Source organism: Vibrio sp. SCSIO 43135 (genome assembly GCF_023716665.1).
In the GTDB taxonomy this organism is placed as follows: domain Bacteria; phylum Pseudomonadota; class Gammaproteobacteria; order Enterobacterales; family Vibrionaceae; genus Vibrio; species Vibrio paucivorans.
This window is the reverse complement of the sequence record NZ_CP071859.1, coordinates 2,987,966-3,006,521: the sequence shown is the minus strand read 5'-3', so window position 1 is coordinate 3,006,521 and position 18,556 is coordinate 2,987,966. Positions and strand designations below refer to the sequence as shown.

Here is an 18,556-nt window from a genome sequence, read left to right as displayed (position 1 = left end):
TAATTGTTGAGATCAATTCTCAATAACTTGCATCTGTAAATGATATTTATTATCATCTTCTTTCTGGTGACATAAGGAAGATGATAATGCCTGCCACTCCACCTTCTTCAAATCGACGTTATCAAATACCCGCCAACTTACTTCAGCCGCTTTGGCTAAGAAGTCGTGAGAGTTTGGTGGATAACGGTTTAGTCTACGATCCGATTGCCGCCAATGCTTGTCGCCATTGTCAACTCGCACCAGAGTGCCTATCTGGGGACGTGGACCAAAAGCAGCTGCTGCATGCCACTCTCACTCAGCTGTGCGACCAACAAGTCAAAGCCTTCATTGAAAGACACCCTGAAGCGTGGATTCTCAATGTTGGTGCTGGGCTGGATACGCGATTTTACCGAGTCGATAATGGTCGCTGTCACTGGTTAGAGTTGGATGTCACTGAAAACCTTCTGTGGCGTCAAAAGCTTTTTCATAACAGTGAACGTTATCAGCACCATTGTGGCAGCGTGGACGATTTGCAATGGTTAGAAAGTTTACCTATCCCACAGCAAGCATCTGTCATGGTGGTGTGTGAGCATGCCTTACTCGACTGTAGCGAGAAGCAAGTAGCCAAATTTGTTCAATCACTAGGGCGTCATTTTGATACTGCCAGCGCTTGTATCGTGCTTGCGGGCGATAAGGCCTCAAGCAGTATCGGCCAAAAGATGGGGTCTGGAACGTATAGCCATGGTTTCAGCGCGCCGGGAGAGGCAATCTTACAGTATCTGCCTTGGGCGAAATGGACCAAGACATTTTCTCCATTGGATAAAAACTGTGGCCGTTGGAAGTTTTGGCAGCGCTGGCTAACAAAGTTTTCCGCTTATAAACAACGATTAACCCCAGTATTGGTTCAGCTTCGTTGGTGATCCGGTTACACTTTGCTCTCTGAAGCGAGGTGGCCGTGATTCTACATATAACTCAAACTCTTTCTAATCGAGCAGTACACAAGCAAGTGTTACTGCTCGCCATTCCTATGGTGTTGTCTAACATCACCGTTCCTTTACTCGGTTTAGTCGACGCCGCAGTGATTGGCCATCTAGAACATGCTTGGTATCTCGGTGGTGTCGCACTTGGCGGTACCATGATCAGTGTGACATTTTGGCTGCTAGGCTTCTTGCGCATGTCGACCACTGGTCTCGCGGCACAATCCTATGGTGCGGAAGACCGGCGTCAGTTGGCGCTGGTGCTTATACAGGGATTGCTGATGGCGTTGGGTTTTGCCTCACTGTTCTTACTGCTACATGTGTGGGTATCCGATGCCATCTTTTCTTTAAGTAGCGCAAGTGATGAAGTGAAATTCTATGGGCAACAATACTTTGCAATTCGTGCTTGGAGTGCACCTGCAGCGTTAGCTAACTTTGTGTTGCTCGGTTGGTTGCTCGGCACACAAAATGCCAAAGCCCCAATGTGGATGGTGATCATTTCAAACCTGACCAATATCATCTTGGATGTATTGTTTGTGATAGGTTTCGGTTGGAAAGTCGAAGGCGCTGCATTGGCCTCGGTGATTGCTGATTACAGCGGTTTAGCGTTTGGGTTACTTTGCGTGTGGCGCACATGGCAGCACAAGCAGCTGCCTTCACCACTATCCTTGTTATCCGTAGCCGGTCACAACATTGGTCGATTCGTGAAATTGAATCGTGATATTTTTTTACGTTCGTTATGCCTTCAAGCCACTTTCAGCTTTATGACTTTTCAAGGTGCTAGCTTTGGCGATGAAACTGTCGCAGCCAATGCGGTTTTAATGAGTTTCTTGATGATGATTTCTTACGGAATGGACGGTTTTGCCTACGCGATGGAAGCGATGGTTGGCAAGGCGATAGGGGCTAAAGATCGTCAGCAGTTAAATCAGTCGTTAATCGGTACCTTCTTTTGGAGCTTAGTGATTTGTTTAGTCTTAACCGTGGCTTTTGCAGAGTTGGGATCTCAGCTGATCAATTTGATCACCGATATACCTGCGGTTCAGGCCAATGCCTTAGTGTATTTGCCTTGGCTGGTGGCGATGCCGCTAACTGCAATGTGGTGCTTCTTGTTTGATGGGATCTTTATTGGTGCGACGAAAGGTAAAGAGATGCGTAACAGTATGTTTGTTGCCACTTGCTGCTTCTTTGCTGTGTTTTATCTCTCCATCGATCTTGGTAACCATGCGTTGTGGTTTGCCATGCTGACCTTCATGGCGATGCGCGGTATTGGTTTAGCAGTGATTTTTATCCACCAATGGCGGAGACAAACGTTTTTGGCCTAATGGATGGGCGACATACAGAAACAAAAAACGCAGGCATAGCCTGCGTTTTTATTGTGGGCTAAAGCTTAGCTTAACTAGAACAAGCGGTTTAACCCGTTCAAGGCCGCAACACGATACGCTTCAGCCATAGTTGGGTAGTTGAAAGTGGTGTTAACGAAATACTCTATGGTATTCGCTTCACCTTTTTGTTCCATGATGGCCTGACCGATGTGAATGATTTCAGCCGCACGTTCGCCAAAGCAGTGGATACCTAAGATCTCTTTGGTTTCTCGGTGGAATAATATCTTCAAGCTACCAATGTCTTTTCCTGCTATCTGTGCACGAGCGAGGTGTTTGAACGAAGAGCGTCCTACTTCGTAAGGCACTTTTGCCGCAGTTAGCTCTTGCTCGGTTTTACCAACAGAGCTGATTTCTGGAATGGTATAGATACCCGTTGGAATGTCTTCAATCAAGTAACCCGTTGCTTGACCTTGAGTGATTGCCTGAGCCACTACACGGCCTTGGTCGTAAGCTGCACTTGCTAAGCTAGGGTAGCCAATAACATCACCCACGGCATAAACATGGTCGGTTTCGGTTTGGTAATTACTATTTACCGATACTTGGCCACGAGAGTCGGCGGTAAGGCCTACTGCCTCTAAGTTAAGCTTGTCGGTGTTACCTGTTCGGCCATTGGCATACAAAATACAATCGGCGCGCATTTTTTTACCAGATTCCAGATGAACGATAACGCCATCTTCTGTGCCTTCGATCTTCTCAAAGGTTTCGTCGTTGCGAATAACCACACCACTGTTCCAGAAGTGGTATGACAATGCATCGGACGTCTCGTTATCAAGGAAAGATAACAAGCGGTCACGAGTATTAATTAGGTCAGTTTTAACCCCTAACCCACGGAAGATAGAGGCATATTCACAACCGATGACACCTGCTCCATAAATGATGATATGGCGAGGGTCATGCTTGAGGTTCAAAATCGAGTCGCTGTCGTAAATGCGTTCGTGAGTGAAGTCGACGTTGGCAGGTTGGTATGGTCGGGAGCCAGTAGCAATGACAAATTTATCGGCTGTGTAGGTATCAATGCTGCCATCAGCTTGGGTGACAGATACGGAGTTAGAATCAGTAAACTTTGCAGTACCAAAGATCAGCGTACAGTCGTTTCTATCGTAAAAGCCTTGGCGTAGGCGTGTCTGTTTGTCGATCACTGATTTGGCATGGCCAAGAATATTGGAAAACGTGGAGTGTAGGCTGGTGTTATTGTTGCAAAAGAGAGGGTTGTTATTGAATTCAATGATGCGGCTAACGGCATGACGAAGAGCTTTAGAAGGAATGGTACCCCAGTGAGTACACCCGCCCCCAACACTGCTTTCCTTTTCAATAATAGCGACGTTGAGTCCCGCTTTGGTTAATCCCATTGCTGCACCTTCACCGCCTGGGCCACTACCAATAACGATTACATCAAAGTGGTTACTCTGGGCCATATTTTAATCCTTGTTTGTTATAGCTATTAACATTGCTGTAGCGAGATTTTAACTGATTCCATTAATGCGTAAATGATTTCCACACCAGACAGTGGAAGTGATCACGTACATCCGTGAGAAAACCGGCAATCGTATGCTATAGCTCTCCAAATTCTAGCGAAGTGTTTGCAAAATCCGTCCAAGCGCGTTTAATTGGCTGCTCAAATCGTAACGCAGCATAGTTTCTCGTAGCGCTTTAGAGTTTCGCGGTTCTGAGTCGTCTCATTTCGCGCTATAGTATGTCTCATCATGTTGCGAGCTGAATTAAGAATATTGGTATGAAGTCCATGGGAATCCGAGCACAGCAAAAAGAAAAAACGCGTCGTTCTCTAATCGATGCAGCTTTCAGCCAATTGAGTGCCGATCGAAGCTTTTCTAATTTAAGCTTACGAGAAGTGGCCCGTGAAGCGGGGATTGCACCGACCTCTTTCTATCGTCATTTCAAAGATATGGACGAACTAGGCTTAACAATGGTTGATGAAGGTGGTTTGCTTCTTCGCCAATTGATGCGTCAGGCAAGGCAACGTATTGTCAAAGAAGGCAGTGTTATTCGCACTTCTGTGGAAACCTTCATGGAGTTTATCGAAAGCAGCCCAAACGTATTCCGATTATTGCTTCGAGAGCGTTCGGGTACCTCTTTTGAATTTCGTACTGCGGTGGCTCGCGAAATACAGCACTTTGCTGCAGAATTAACAGAATACCTTATTAGCTCTGGAATGAGTCGAGACGAAGCGTTTACCCAAGCAGAAGCATCGGTGACCTTAGTTTTCAGCTCTGGAGCAGAAGCACTGGACTTAGATCGACGCGAGCGAGAAGAACTGGCTGAGCGCTTGATCATGCAATTGCGAATGATAGCCAAAGGGGCTTTCTGGTATCGCAAAGAACGTGAACGTAACCGATTAAAAGGCGGGATAGATTAATGTCGAATGATAGTAACCTAGTTAATCGTGGCTCAGAGAGAAAAACGCTGATTTTAGCTCTGATTGCCGGTATGTGTGGCGACGCATTGTTGTCTTGGATGACGATGAGTGAAGTGTCTTTTTCTATTTTTCCTCTGATTGCATTAGTGCTGTCAGTACAAGCTCTGTACCAAGAATATCTGCGTAGCCCTGTATCGGAGGATATTCCTTTGGTGAGTTTGGCGTGTTTCTTTGTTGGTGCTTTTGGCCACTCGGCTTTCATTAAGGCGCAGCACCCTGATTCGGGATCAAACTTTATCGCCATTATGGTGGTGCTGTTGTTGATGCTGTGGATAGGTAAGAAAATGGGTTTTTTCGCCCGCAACGCCGAATAAAATTATCCAAATAAAAAAACGAGCCAAATGGCTCGTTTTTTTGTATCTGAAGAATGGCAGATTAGTCTGCTTTGCGCTCGAGTAATACCCCAGCTTCCATATGGTGGGTATATGGGAACTGGTCAAATAGGGCAAATCGAGTGATGTTGTGTGTTTCGCACAGAACGTCTAAATTCTCTTTGAGTGTTTCTGGATTACATGAGATGTACATAATGCGCTCGTAGCCTTGCACCATTTTACAGGTATCGATATCCATACCCGCGCGAGGTGGATCAACGAAAATGGTATTGCAGTTGTAGCTCTGTAAATCAACACCTGCATCTTTGAGTCTGCGGAACTCACGCTTGCCTTCGATCGCTTCTGTAAATTCTTCTGCAGATAAACGAAGGATCTGCACATTATCAATTTCGTTGGCCGCAATATTGTATTGTGCAGATTGTACCGATGGTTTCGCGAGTTCAGTCGCTAACACGCGGTCGAAGTTTTGCGCTAATGCTAGAGAAAAGTTGCCGTTACCACAGTAAAGCTCTAACAGATCGCCTTGGCTATCTTGGGTACAGTCTACGGCCCACTCAAGCATTTTCTCGGCCACTTTGCCGTTTGGTTGAGTGAAGCTGTTCTCTACTTGTTGGTAGGTGTATGCCTGACCATTAACGTCGAGCTTCTCAATCACGTAATCACGATCTAACACGATTTTCATTTTACGTGCACGCCCGATGATGTTGAGGTTAAAGCCTTCGTCATTCAAGCGTTGCTTAAGTGTCTTGGCTTGCTCAATCCAAGCATCATCTAGCTGACGGTGATAAAGCAGAGAAACTAAGATTTCACCGCTCAGTGTGGATAGGAAGTCCACTTGGAATAACTTACGGCGTAGAGCGTCATTGTCTTTCATCGCATCGATAAGCAATGGCATTAGGTCGTTGATCAAACGGCTAGCTGCTGGGAATTGATCAACGCGGTATTTCTCACGGGTTTCTTGGTTGAACATGATGTAGTAAAGGTCTTCACCTTCATGCCAAATTCGAAACTCTGCACGCATGCGGTAATGCTGCTCTGGTGATTCAAACACCTCCAACTCAGGCACACTGTACTGTGCGAACATCTGGGTTAGACGCTCGGTCTTTTCCGCCAGTTGTTGCTGGTAATGTTGAGGGTTTACATCAAGAGTCGCCATGGAAATACCTTTTTGGAAATGCGTTAAGCATCGGATGCGTTTAAACAGGAGCGCAGATTTTATTCAATCCCTCGGACTTGTCCAGTGTTGAGGACAATTTGGCTTTAACTAGTCTGTAAAACTATAGCTTATACCAATCTTTAACTAGACAAATTATCAATAGCTTAATAGTATCTGCGCCAAGCTGGTGCCATTCTAGATGTATAGATGGCTGAAAAGGGAATCTGGTGAAAATCCAGAACTGACGCGCAGCGGTAAAAGAGAACGAAAGCTCAAATGACACTGCATAGTGGACTATGTGGGAAGTCGAGTGAATAGGCGGCTAAGCCAAGCTCTTAAGTCCGAAGACCTGCCAGTACCCGAACCAACAATATGCTCGGAAGCAGCATAGGTTCGGAGGGATTTACGCGATTTAGGATAAATATAAAATGAACAAGTCTTTTCTAGCGATTGCCGTGGCATCGCTACTTCCGCACGCCTCTCTTTCTTATGCCCAGCAAGCGGATGAAACCGTTGTGGTGACAGCCAATCGTTTTGAACAAAACGTTAAAGATGTCACGTCTCCTATTACCATTGTGACCAAACAAGATCTCGAACGTTCACAAGTCAAGTCTTTACCTGAAGCTTTGAGAGCTCTACCAGGGGTACAAGTGAATAACGTGGGCTTTGGTCAATATTCTAGTGTTTACGTTCGTGGTAACTCTTCACGTCACTTACTCGTGTTAGTTAACGGCGTTCGTATCGGCAGTTCTACCGCTGGAGAAGCCAACTTTAGTCAAATCCCGCTAACTGGGGTCGAACGTATCGAGTTTATTCGTGGCGCAAGAGCGGCTTTGTATGGCTCAGACGCGATATCTGGTGTTATTAATATTGTGACAGATTACCAAGCAGGTGGTCGTATTGCTGAAGTCACGGGTGGAGTTGGCAGTCATGGATACTACGAGTCTGGCGTTAATGTTGCTGGCTCTATATCTGATTCTACATGGGGCAAGTTTAGTGTGTCGGCGAACGGCGATAATGGTGCAGTGTCAGCTCGTTCATCAACTGAGACGACGCCATTTGAAGATGACAAGGATGGTTATGATAAGGTCAGTGTCGTAGCAGAGCTTGGCCATGAGGTTAATGATAGCTTTCAACTTAGTGTGCAGGGCTTTTACCACCGTGGTAATTCTGAATATGATAAAACGGCGTGGGATGAAAACTATGTCAACGTAATTTACCCTAATGCTGAGTCTGAAAGTACGCTGTATAACGTAGCGGGTAAAGCCAAGTACACCAAAGGAAATTACTTTTCGGAATTATCGTTAGCGTTTAATGGTGATAAAGGGATCGACAGTAATGACGTCGAAGATGATTCGAAGTTTGAAAGTGAAAGAGTCGTAGCGACATGGCTTCATAGCTATCATTTGACACAGGCTCTGACTCTTGCTGGTGGTCTTGAATGGAATCAAGAAGAGGTCTCGACATCGGAAGGGACTTATATCCAAGAGTCACGTGACAATAAAGCACTATTTTTGACGGCCAATTACGTTGTGGACCGTTGGTCTAGTGAAGCAAGTGTACGTACTGATGATAATGAAAGTTACGGCACGAGTAACACATGGCAACTTGGCACAGCATATAGCTTTACTCAGTCGTTGAAGCTGGCTGCGAACGTAGGTACAGGTTTTAAAGCGCCTACATTTAATGACTTGTACTACCCGGATTCGGGTAATCCTGACTTAGAAGCAGAAGAAAGCTTCGGTTATGAGCTTGGGCTGTATGGCGCACATGATTCGATCGATTGGCAAGTGACGGGCTACAAATCTGAAATTGACCAGCTAATAGCTTGGGCGCCAGTCGACCCGAATAACCCAGCAGGTGATTGGATTCCTTCTAACGTAAATAAAGCTACAATGGAAGGTATTGAGTCCTCAATTACTTTCTACGTAGATAGCTTGTCCAATACATTTGGCTACGATTATGTCGATGCTCAAGATGACGCGACAGGTAAGCAACTGATTCGTCGTTCAAAACATGTTGCGCGTTGGAATATAGGTTATGAGTTGAATGCGTGGCAATTTGATGTGACGACCTTGTATCGTGGGAAAAGCTATGAAGATGCAGAAAACACAATAGAGTTGGACGCATACACATTAGTTGATCTTTCTGCCACTTATGCGGTTAGCCAACAATTCACGATTCGAGGCCGCGTGCATAATGCCTTTGATGAGGAATACACAACCCAAGAAACGTATAACACAATGGGTCGCTCGTATTACTTGAATGCAACCTACCAATTCTAATTACCTAAACCGCCTTCGGGCGGTTTTTACTTTTCTATAGGTATCAGCAATGAAAAAGAACGTAGTAATAAGCTGGTCAAGTGGTAAAGACTCCACATTAACCTTACTGCGCTTGTTAGAAGATGAGCGCTACAATGTTGCGGGTCTTTATACGACTTACGTAAAAGATGAAGTGCCTTTTCAGGCTACACCACTCGAAGTGATCGACATGCAAGCCGACTTAGTCGGTCTGCCATTAATCAAAATAGAGCTGCCCGAAGTTTTCCCTGCTAATGACGTCTATCAGTCGTTGGTGGTTGAGGGCTTGAAGCAATCAGGTCTTGCAATTGATGCCGTTGCTTTTGGCGACATGTTTTGCAATGGAATAGCAGACTACCGACGCAGTTATATCGAACCGGCTGGTTGGCAGTGTGTGTTCCCACTACTTGGAGAGTCGAGTAAGCAACTTGCCATCGAGATCATAGAGCGAGGGATTAAGACTATGCTGGTGACCGTAGACGGGCAGGCGTTATCAAGCCGCTGGTGTGGGCATTGGTATAACGACGCACTTTTAGGTGAGCTACCTAGTCATGTTGACCCTTGTGGTGAAGATGGCGAGTTTCACACTTTGGTGGTTGAAGCGCCTTGCTTTAATGGTCGTATAGAGTTGGACAAAACTCATGTAGACGTGGGTGAACGCTTTAGCCACCAAAGGTATCGAGCAAGGCATTTGCCAAACGACCAATAGTGAGTATGATCGCTGAGTTTTCATTTTTAGGTGAGCAGTGTGGAACAATCAGCGAACAAAAATATACTTATCTTCGACTCCGGTGTGGGTGGGCTATCGGTATATCAAGAAATTAAAGCGTTGCTGCCTCAACTGAGTTACACCTATATCTTTGATAACCAAGCCTATCCATACGGTGAGCTAGAGCAGGCCACATTGATCCAGCGAGTGGACGCGATGGTGTCGAGCTTTGTTGATTCTCACCACATTGACCTTGTTGTTATTGCATGCAATACCGCGAGTACCATTGTACTGCCGACTTTACGTGCAAAACTATCGATTCCTGTCGTAGGGGTAGTGCCTGCTATTAAGCCTGCGTCGTCATTGGCGAGCAAAGCGGTGGGGTTGATTGCGACCCCTGCAACCGTTACAAGAGAGTACACACAAGATCTGATACGAGACTTCTCTAATAACAAAAGCGTAGAAATGATTGGCTCAACGCGCTTAGTCGATATGGCGGAAGAAAAGCTCAGAGGCCAAGCCATATCGTTGCAAGAGTTGGCCGCTATTTTGGACCCGCTTCAAAGCAAAGTGGATGTCGCAGTACTTGGCTGTACTCATTTCCCTTTAATCAAAGAAGAGATTCAACAAGTTCTTGGCGAAGAAGTTTTGCTGGTGGATTCAGGCAACGCTATTGCAAGAAGGGTAAAAGAGTTGCTTGGGATAAATGCGGAAGGCTCGAAACGAGGAGCTCATCAGATTTATTGTAGTGCGCCTCCTTGGCAAGAAAGCGCACTCAATACGACATTAATTCAGTTAGGGTTTAGCCCTGTGCAGTGTCGTCCGCTTCAGGGTGTTTAGGGTCATTAGCAATACGCACTTTTAAAGTACGTTGCATATAGTCTTGATCGTTTAACGCATCAATCGCGTTGTTAGCATCACTAGAGGCCATCACAACAAAGCCAAAGCCTCTTCTTTTTCCAGTACGTTTGTCTTTCATTAAACGAACCGCAAAAACCTCACCATGCTTAGCAAACAGCTCACGAACGTGTGCTTCGTTTGCTTTATATGGCAAGTTGCCGACATAAAGAGTTTTCGTTGAAGGTGAAGATGAGTCAGTAGTGGTCGTGCTGTTGTTGGAAAGTTTTAAGATAAAAGCTGAAGCACAAACACCAATAACGAATGCTACGGAAGCGGGAACCGCTACCTGCGAGAAGATGATTCCACCCAACACTGCTAGGGCGACAATCAATAAGGTCGATTTATTAGAGTTCATATTGGAATACTACATTGTAAGTAATAGAGATAGTTACGTCTGTCATTAACAAATTAGACACATGAATCTTACGTATATGGTTGGACTTTTTCCAACGCATTGGTGTGACATGTCTCAAATGTTGAAATTTTATTCGATAAACATCGTTTTGATGGCTTTTTGAACGGTTAGAAAAATAATTCAAAAAAAGGCTTGTCATCCTTCCAGACCTCCCTATAATGCCGCCACACTGACACGGAGTGAGACGGAAGTCACATGAAGGGTTGGGAGAGAGAAAAGAAAGGTGAAATAAACACTTGACTCTCAAAAAGCAAAGCGTATTATACGCACCCCTAGCGACAGGGCGCTAAGCGCAAGTCAAGCTAGAATAGCTCTTTAACAATTTAAACCTATCAATCTGTGTGGGCACTCGTTGATGATAATCCAAAAGATTTATCAATGAACTGAGTGACCAAACGAGTCGTCTTTTTATTTGAAAGGACAGCTTGGCACAGTCAATTCACATTACTCTGCTTTTTATAAGCAAAGAAAATGTAATCAGTATTCATTGAGCCGAAGCTTATAGCTTCAACGAAACTTTAATTGAAGAGTTTGATCATGGCTCAGATTGAACGCTGGCGGCAGGCCTAACACATGCAAGTCGAGCGGAAACGAGTTAACTGAACCTTCGGGGAACGTTAACGGCGTCGAGCGGCGGACGGGTGAGTAATGCCTAGGAAGTTGCCCAGTAGAGGGGGATAACCATTGGAAACGATGGCTAATACCGCATAACCTCTTCGGAGCAAAGCAGGGGACCTTCGGGCCTTGCGCTATTGGATACGCCTAGGTGGGATTAGCTAGTTGGTGAGGTAATGGCTCACCAAGGCGACGATCCCTAGCTGGTCTGAGAGGATGATCAGCCACACTGGAACTGAGACACGGTCCAGACTCCTACGGGAGGCAGCAGTGGGGAATATTGCACAATGGGCGAAAGCCTGATGCAGCCATGCCGCGTGTGTGAAGAAGGCCTTCGGGTTGTAAAGCACTTTCAGCAGTGAGGAAGGCATTAAGATTAATACTCTTGGTGTTTGACGTTAGCTGCAGAAGAAGCACCGGCTAACTCCGTGCCAGCAGCCGCGGTAATACGGAGGGTGCGAGCGTTAATCGGAATTACTGGGCGTAAAGCGCATGCAGGTGGTGGATTAAGTCAGATGTGAAAGCCCGGGGCTCAACCTCGGAACTGCATTTGAAACTGGTTCACTAGAGTACTGTAGAGGGGGGTAGAATTTCAGGTGTAGCGGTGAAATGCGTAGAGATCTGAAGGAATACCGGTGGCGAAGGCGGCCCCCTGGACAGATACTGACACTCAGATGCGAAAGCGTGGGGAGCAAACAGGATTAGATACCCTGGTAGTCCACGCCGTAAACGATGTCTACTTGGAGGTTGTGGCCTTGAGCCGTGGCTTTCGGAGCTAACGCGTTAAGTAGACCGCCTGGGGAGTACGGTCGCAAGATTAAAACTCAAATGAATTGACGGGGGCCCGCACAAGCGGTGGAGCATGTGGTTTAATTCGATGCAACGCGAAGAACCTTACCTACTCTTGACATCCAGAGAACTTTCCAGAGATGGATTGGTGCCTTCGGGAACTCTGAGACAGGTGCTGCATGGCTGTCGTCAGCTCGTGTTGTGAAATGTTGGGTTAAGTCCCGCAACGAGCGCAACCCTTATCCTTGTTTGCCAGCGAGTAATGTCGGGAACTCCAGGGAGACTGCCGGTGATAAACCGGAGGAAGGTGGGGACGACGTCAAGTCATCATGGCCCTTACGAGTAGGGCTACACACGTGCTACAATGGCGCATACAGAGGGCGGCGAGCCAGCGATGGTCAGCGAATCCCAAAAAGTGCGTCGTAGTCCGGATTGGAGTCTGCAACTCGACTCCATGAAGTCGGAATCGCTAGTAATCGTAGATCAGAATGCTACGGTGAATACGTTCCCGGGCCTTGTACACACCGCCCGTCACACCATGGGAGTGGGCTGCAAAAGAAGTGGGTAGTTTAACCTTCGGGAGGACGCTCACCACTTTGTGGTTCATGACTGGGGTGAAGTCGTAACAAGGTAGCCCTAGGGGAACCTGGGGCTGGATCACCTCCTTATACGATGATTATTGCGATGAGTGTTCACACAGATTGATATGGTTTAAGAAGTTTAAGAGATAGAGATGTCCCCCAAGACATTTCGCACTAGTGTCCCGTTCGTCTAGAGGCCTAGGACACCGCCCTTTCACGGCGGTAACAGGGGTTCGACTCCCCTACGGGATACCATCTTTAAGTGTTCTTTTTTCCTTAGAACAGAAAGTAGAATCTTTAAAAATGGTTACTTCCTTTGAAGTGATTAGCTCTTTAACAATTTGGAAAGCTGACGAATAACATTTGATTGATGTTATTCAAATAAAAGTTCTCAAATCCTATGTCTCTTAGAGATGTAGGTACCAACACACATTCAAGTGTTCTTGGGAATAACTTTCGAGTTATTCATATTTGAGTCCGGCAAAATCGAATGTCTCTCGCTCATTCAAATAATGAGAGACAACACCTTGGTTGTTTGCCATACGTAAAGACCCCTTCGGGTTGTATGGTTAAGTGACTAAGCGTACACGGTGGATGCCTTGGCAGTCAGAGGCGATGAAGGACGTATTAACTTGCGATAAGCCCAGATTAGGTAGTAAAAACCACTTGAGTCTGGGATTTCCGAATGGGGAAACCCAACTGCATAAGCAGTTACTGTTAACTGAATACATAGGTTAACAGGGCGAACCCGGGGAACTGAAACATCTAAGTACCCGGAGGAGTAGAAATCAACCGAGATTCCGAAAGTAGCGGCGAGCGAAATTGGATTAGCCCTTAAGCTTTTAATGATGCAGGTGAAGAGTCTGGAAAGTCTCGCGATACAGGGTGATAGCCCCGTAACCGACACATCATAATCAGTGAAATCGAGTAGGGGGGACACGTGATATCCTGTCTGAATATGGGGGGACCATCCTCCAAGGCTAAATACTACTGACTGACCGATAGTGAACCAGTACCGTGAGGGAAAGGCGAAAAGAACCCCTGTGAGGGGAGTGAAATAGAACCTGAAACCGTGTACGTACAAGCAGTAGGAGCACCTTCGTGGTGTGACTGCGTACCTTTTGTATAATGGGTCAGCGACTTATATTCAGTAGCAAGGTTAACCGATTAGGGGAGCCGTAGAGAAATCGAGTCTTAACTGGCGTCGAGTTTCTGGATATAGACCCGAAACCAGGTGATCTAGCCATGGGCAGGTTGAAGGTTGAGTAACATCAACTGGAGGACCGAACCGACTAATGTTGAAAAATTAGCGGATGACTTGTGGCTAGGGGTGAAAGGCCAATCAAACCTGGAGATAGCTGGTTCTCCCCGAAATCTATTTAGGTAGAGCCTCGGACGAATACTACTGGGGGTAGAGCACTGTTAAGGCTAGGGGGTCATCCCGACTTACCAACCCTTTGCAAACTCCGAATACCAGTAAGTACTATCCGGGAGACACACGGCGGGTGCTAACGTCCGTCGTGGAGAGGGAAACAACCCAGACCGCCAGCTAAGGTCCCAAAGTATAGCTAAGTGGGAAACGATGTGGGAAGGCTTAGACAGCTAGGATGTTGGCTTAGAAGCAGCCATCATTTAAAGAAAGCGTAATAGCTCACTAGTCGAGTCGGCCTGCGCGGAAGATGTAACGGGGCTAAGCTATACACCGAAGCTGCGGCAATGCGATTTATCGCATTGGGTAGGGGAGCGTTCTGTAAGCCGTTGAAGGTGGGTTGTAAAGCCTGCTGGAGGTATCAGAAGTGCGAATGCTGACATGAGTAACGATAAAGGGGGTGAAAAACCTCCTCGCCGGAAGACCAAGGGTTCCTGTCCAACGTTAATCGGGGCAGGGTAAGTCGACCCCTAAGGCGAGGCCGAAAGGCGTAGTCGATGGGAAACGGGTTAATATTCCCGTACTTCTTACAATTGCGATGGGGGGACGGAGAAGGCTAGGTGGGCCTGGCGACGGTTGTCCAGGTTCAAGTGCGTAGGCTTAAGAGTTAGGTAAATCCGGCTCTTTTTAAGGCTGAGACACGATGTCGAGCTACTACGGTAGTGAAGTCATTGATGCCATGCTTCCAGGAAAAGCCTCTAAGCTTCAGATTGTAAGGAATCGTACCCCAAACCGACACAGGTGGTCGGGTAGAGAATACCAAGGCGCTTGAGAGAACTCGGGTGAAGGAACTAGGCAAAATGGTACCGTAACTTCGGGAGAAGGTACGCTCTTGACGGTGAAGTCCCTTGCGGATGGAGCTATTGAGAGTCGCAGATACCAGGTGGCTGCAACTGTTTATTAAAAACACAGCACTGTGCAAAATCGTAAGATGACGTATACGGTGTGACGCCTGCCCGGTGCCGGAAGGTTAATTGATGGGGTTAGACTTCGGTCGAAGCTCTTGATCGAAGCCCCGGTAAACGGAGGCCGTAACTATAACGGTCCTAAGGTAGCGAAATTCCTTGTCGGGTAAGTTCCGACCTGCACGAATGGCGTAATGATGGCCACGCTGTCTCCACCCGAGACTCAGTGAAATTGAAATCGCTGTGAAGATGCAGTGTACCCGCGGCTAGACGGAAAGACCCCGTGAACCTTTACTACAGCTTGGCACTGAACATTGAGCCTACATGTGTAGGATAGGTGGGAGGCTTTGAAGACGGTACGCCAGTATCGTTGGAGCCATCCTTGAAATACCACCCTTGTATGTTTGATGTTCTAACTTAGACCCATTATCTGGGTTGAGGACAGTGCCTGGTGGGTAGTTTGACTGGGGCGGTCTCCTCCCAAAGAGTAACGGAGGAGCACGAAGGTGGGCTAATCACGGTTGGACATCGTGAGGTTAGTGCAATGGCATAAGCCCGCTTGACTGCGAGAATGACAATTCGAGCAGGTGCGAAAGCAGGTCATAGTGATCCGGTGGTTCTGTATGGAAGGGCCATCGCTCAACGGATAAAAGGTACTCCGGGGATAACAGGCTGATACCGCCCAAGAGTTCATATCGACGGCGGTGTTTGGCACCTCGATGTCGGCTCATCACATCCTGGGGCTGAAGTCGGTCCCAAGGGTATGGCTGTTCGCCATTTAAAGTGGTACGCGAGCTGGGTTTAGAACGTCGTGAGACAGTTCGGTCCCTATCTGCCGTGGGCGTTGGAAGATTGAAGGGGGCTGCTCCTAGTACGAGAGGACCGGAGTGGACGAACCTCTGGTGTTCGGGTTGTGTCGCCAGACGCATTGCCCGGTAGCTAAGTTCGGAATCGATAACCGCTGAAAGCATCTAAGCGGGAAGCGAGCCCTGAGATGAGTCTTCCCTGGCGCTTTAAGCGTCCTAAAGGGTTGTTCGAGACTAGAACGTTGATAGGCAGGGTGTGTAAGCGTTGTGAGGCGTTGAGCTAACCTGTACTAATTGCCCGTGAGGCTTAACCATACAACACCCAAGGGGTTTTGATGGACTCAAATAGAACATTGAATGTGTATAACTAGAGCTTAAAATCAGTTTTCCGAATTAAGAATTTGCTTGGCGACCATAGCGTTGTGGACCCACCTGATTCCATGCCGAACTCAGAAGTGAAACGCAATAGCGCCGATGGTAGTGTGGGGCTTCCCCATGTGAGAGTAGGACATCGCCAGGCTTTAAATCTCGACTTGTCTCATTGAGACGAGTCAACATAAGGTTTTGAGTAAAAAGCTTAGAATTTTATGTTGACTTTCGAAGTAGAGAGCGTATTATACGCGTCCTGCTTAGGTGCTAAGGCACTGAAAGCCAAGCTCTTTAACAATTTAAACCTATCAATCTGTGTGGGCACTCGTTGATGATAATCCAAAAGATTTATCAATGAACTGAGTGACCAAACGAGTCGTCTTTTTATTTGAAAGGACAGCTTGGCACAGTCAATTCACATTACTCTGCTTTTTATAAGCAAAGAAAATGTAATCAGTATTCATTGAGCCGAAGCTTATAGCTTCAACAAAACTTTAATTGAAGAGTTTGATCATGGCTCAGATTGAACGCTGGCGGCAGGCCTAACACATGCAAGTCGAGCGGAAACGAGTTAACTGAACCTTCGGGGAACGTTAACGGCGTCGAGCGGCGGACGGGTGAGTAATGCCTAGGAAGTTGCCCAGTAGAGGGGGATAACCATTGGAAACGATGGCTAATACCGCATAACCTCTTCGGAGCAAAGCAGGGGACCTTCGGGCCTTGCGCTATTGGATACGCCTAGGTGGGATTAGCTAGTTGGTGAGGTAATGGCTCACCAAGGCGACGATCCCTAGCTGGTCTGAGAGGATGATCAGCCACACTGGAACTGAGACACGGTCCAGACTCCTACGGGAGGCAGCAGTGGGGAATATTGCACAATGGGCGAAAGCCTGATGCAGCCATGCCGCGTGTGTGAAGAAGGCCTTCGGGTTGTAAAGCACTTTCAGCAGTGAGGAAGGCATTAAGATTAATACTCTTGGTGTTTGACGTTAGCTGCAGAAGAAGCACCGGCTAACTCCGTGCCAGCAGCCGCGGTAATACGGAGGGTGCGAGCGTTAATCGGAATTACTGGGCGTAAAGCGCATGCAGGTGGTGGATTAAGTCAGATGTGAAAGCCCGGGGCTCAACCTCGGAACTGCATTTGAAACTGGTTCACTAGAGTACTGTAGAGGGGGGTAGAATTTCAGGTGTAGCGGTGAAATGCGTAGAGATCTGAAGGAATACCGGTGGCGAAGGCGGCCCCCTGGACAGATACTGACACTCAGATGCGAAAGCGTGGGGAGCAAACAGGATTAGATACCCTGGTAGTCCACGCCGTAAACGATGTCTACTTGGAGGTTGTGGCCTTGAGCCGTGGCTTTCGGAGCTAACGCGTTAAGTAGACCGCCTGGGGAGTACGGTCGCAAGATTAAAACTCAAATGAATTGACGGGGGCCCGCACAAGCGGTGGAGCATGTGGTTTAATTCGATGCAACGCGAAGAACCTTACCTACTCTTGACATCCAGAGAACTTTCCAGAGATGGATTGGTGCCTTCGGGAACTCTGAGACAGGTGCTGCATGGCTGTCGTCAGCTCGTGTTGTGAAATGTTGGGTTAAGTCCCGCAACGAGCGCAACCCTTATCCTTGTTTGCCAGCGAGTAATGTCGGGAACTCCAGGGAGACTGCCGGTGATAAACCGGAGGAAGGTGGGGACGACGTCAAGTCATCATGGCCCTTACGAGTAGGGCTACACACGTGCTACAATGGCGCATACAGAGGGCGGCGAGCCAGCGATGGTCAGCGAATCCCAAAAAGTGCGTCGTAGTCCGGATTGGAGTCTGCAACTCGACTCCATGAAGTCGGAATCGCTAGTAATCGTAGATCAGAATGCTACGGTGAATACGTTCCCGGGCCTTGTACACACCGCCCGTCACACCATGGGAGTGGGCTGCAAAAGAAGTGGGTAGTTTAACCTTCGGGAGGACGCTCACCACTTTGTGGTTCATGACTGGGGTGAAGTCGTAACAAGGTAGCCCTAGGGGAACCTGGGGCTGGATCACCTCCTTATACGATGATTATTGCGATGAGTGTTCACACAGATTGGTATGGTTTAAAAAGTTAAGAGTAAGGAAAACTTTTCCAGATGGGGCTATAGCTCAGCTGGGAGAGCGCCTCGCTGGCAGCGAGGAGGTCTGCGGTTCGATCCCGCATAGCTCCACCATCTTTAAGTGTTCTTCCTTAAGAATCTTTAAAAATGGTTACTTCCTTTGAAGTGATTAGCTCTTTAACAATTTGGAAAGCTGACGAATAACATTTGATTGATGTTATTCAAATAAAAGTTCTCAAATCCTATGTCTCTTAGAGATGTAGGTACCAACACACATTCAAGTGTTCTTGGGAATAACTTTCGAGTTATTCATATTTGAGTCCGGCAAAATCGAATGTCTCTCGCTCATTCAAATAATGAGAGACAACACCTTGGTTGTTTGCCATA

At 47.1% G+C, this 18,556-nt stretch carries 10 protein-coding genes, 2 tRNA genes, 4 rRNA genes and 1 riboswitch; of the genes, 13 read left to right on the top strand and 3 right to left on the bottom strand.

Annotated features, from left to right (window positions below):
* The first annotated feature begins 86 nt into the window (after window positions 1-86).
* Window positions 87-899, top strand: coding sequence for a class I SAM-dependent methyltransferase (locus tag J4N42_RS13445; RefSeq protein ID WP_252028655.1), 813 nt, complete (start codon window positions 87-89; stop codon window positions 897-899).
* A 35-nt stretch (window positions 900-934) separates the two neighbouring features.
* Window positions 935-2,278 carry an MATE family efflux transporter DinF gene (gene dinF, locus J4N42_RS13440; protein WP_286036656.1) on the top strand — a complete coding sequence of 448 codons (1,344 nt, stop codon included), beginning with the start codon at window positions 935-937 and terminating at the stop codon, window positions 2,276-2,278.
* 74 nt (window positions 2,279-2,352) lie between these two features.
* Here the strand turns inward: dinF and sthA are convergent, their stop codons facing one another.
* A complete protein-coding gene (sthA, locus tag J4N42_RS13435) occupies window positions 2,353-3,753 on the bottom strand; it encodes a Si-specific NAD(P)(+) transhydrogenase (RefSeq protein ID WP_252028653.1) in 1,401 nt (466 codons plus the stop codon).
* Window positions 3,754-4,070: 317 nt separating this feature from the next.
* Here sthA and fabR point away from each other — a divergent pair, with 317 nt between their 5' ends.
* Both fabR and J4N42_RS13425 read left to right on the top strand, forming a co-directional pair.
* The gene (gene fabR, locus J4N42_RS13430; RefSeq protein ID WP_252028652.1) at window positions 4,071-4,712 is read left to right on the top strand and encodes an HTH-type transcriptional repressor FabR; all 642 of its coding nucleotides are present in this window, start codon (window positions 4,071-4,073) and stop codon (window positions 4,710-4,712) included.
* Window positions 4,712-5,086, top strand: coding sequence for a YijD family membrane protein (locus J4N42_RS13425; protein WP_252028650.1), 375 nt, complete (start codon window positions 4,712-4,714; stop codon window positions 5,084-5,086). The genes fabR and J4N42_RS13425 overlap by 1 nt, the downstream gene beginning before the upstream one ends.
* Window positions 5,087-5,147: 61 nt before the next feature.
* Here the strand turns inward: J4N42_RS13425 and trmA are convergent, their stop codons facing one another.
* Window positions 5,148-6,260 carry a tRNA (uridine(54)-C5)-methyltransferase TrmA gene (gene trmA / locus J4N42_RS13420; protein WP_252028648.1) on the bottom strand — a complete coding sequence of 371 codons (1,113 nt, stop codon included), beginning with the start codon at window positions 6,258-6,260 and terminating at the stop codon, window positions 5,148-5,150.
* A 168-nt stretch (window positions 6,261-6,428) separates the two neighbouring features.
* A riboswitch (cobalamin riboswitch) is annotated at window positions 6,429-6,631 on the top strand.
* 57 nt (window positions 6,632-6,688) lie between these two features.
* Here trmA and J4N42_RS13415 point away from each other — a divergent pair.
* Genes J4N42_RS13415 through murI form a run of 3 tightly spaced genes read left to right on the top strand, consistent with a single transcriptional unit; the run spans window position 6,689 to window position 10,112 of the window.
* Complete coding sequence (locus J4N42_RS13415; protein ID WP_252028646.1) at window positions 6,689-8,545, top strand: TonB-dependent receptor domain-containing protein; 1,857 nt, start codon at window positions 6,689-6,691, stop codon at window positions 8,543-8,545.
* Between the two features lie 49 nt (window positions 8,546-8,594).
* The gene (locus tag J4N42_RS13410) at window positions 8,595-9,272 is read left to right on the top strand and encodes a Dph6-related ATP pyrophosphatase (protein ID WP_252028644.1); all 678 of its coding nucleotides are present in this window, start codon (window positions 8,595-8,597) and stop codon (window positions 9,270-9,272) included.
* A gap of 39 nt (window positions 9,273-9,311) precedes the next feature.
* Entirely contained in the window at window positions 9,312-10,112 is an 801-nt protein-coding gene (gene murI / locus J4N42_RS13405; protein ID WP_252028642.1) for a glutamate racemase, read from the top strand.
* Here the strand turns inward: murI and J4N42_RS13400 are convergent.
* Entirely contained in the window at window positions 10,075-10,527 is a 453-nt protein-coding gene (locus tag J4N42_RS13400; protein ID WP_252028640.1) for an RNA recognition motif domain-containing protein, read from the bottom strand. The genes murI and J4N42_RS13400 overlap by 38 nt on opposite strands.
* Before the next feature lie 579 nt (window positions 10,528-11,106).
* On the opposite strand from J4N42_RS13400, the gene J4N42_RS13395 reads away from it, so the two are divergent.
* The 6 genes from J4N42_RS13395 to J4N42_RS13370 all read left to right on the top strand — a co-directional run bounded on the left by J4N42_RS13395 (window position 11,107) and on the right by J4N42_RS13370 (window position 18,283).
* Window positions 11,107-12,659 (top strand): 16S ribosomal RNA (locus J4N42_RS13395).
* Window positions 12,660-12,751: 92 nt separating this feature from the next.
* A tRNA-Glu gene (locus tag J4N42_RS13390) sits at window positions 12,752-12,827 on the top strand.
* Window positions 12,828-13,139: 312 nt separating this feature from the next.
* Window positions 13,140-16,027: ribosomal RNA gene (locus J4N42_RS13385) — 23S ribosomal RNA — on the top strand.
* Between the two features lie 89 nt (window positions 16,028-16,116).
* Window positions 16,117-16,232: ribosomal RNA gene (gene rrf, locus J4N42_RS13380) — 5S ribosomal RNA — on the top strand.
* Window positions 16,233-16,576: 344 nt separating this feature from the next.
* A 16S ribosomal RNA gene (locus J4N42_RS13375) occupies window positions 16,577-18,129 on the top strand.
* Together the 16S, 23S and 5S rRNA genes with 2 tRNA genes alongside form the textbook arrangement of a ribosomal RNA operon.
* Before the next feature lie 78 nt (window positions 18,130-18,207).
* Window positions 18,208-18,283 (top strand) — tRNA-Ala (locus tag J4N42_RS13370).
* Window positions 18,284-18,556: the final 273 nt, after the last annotated feature.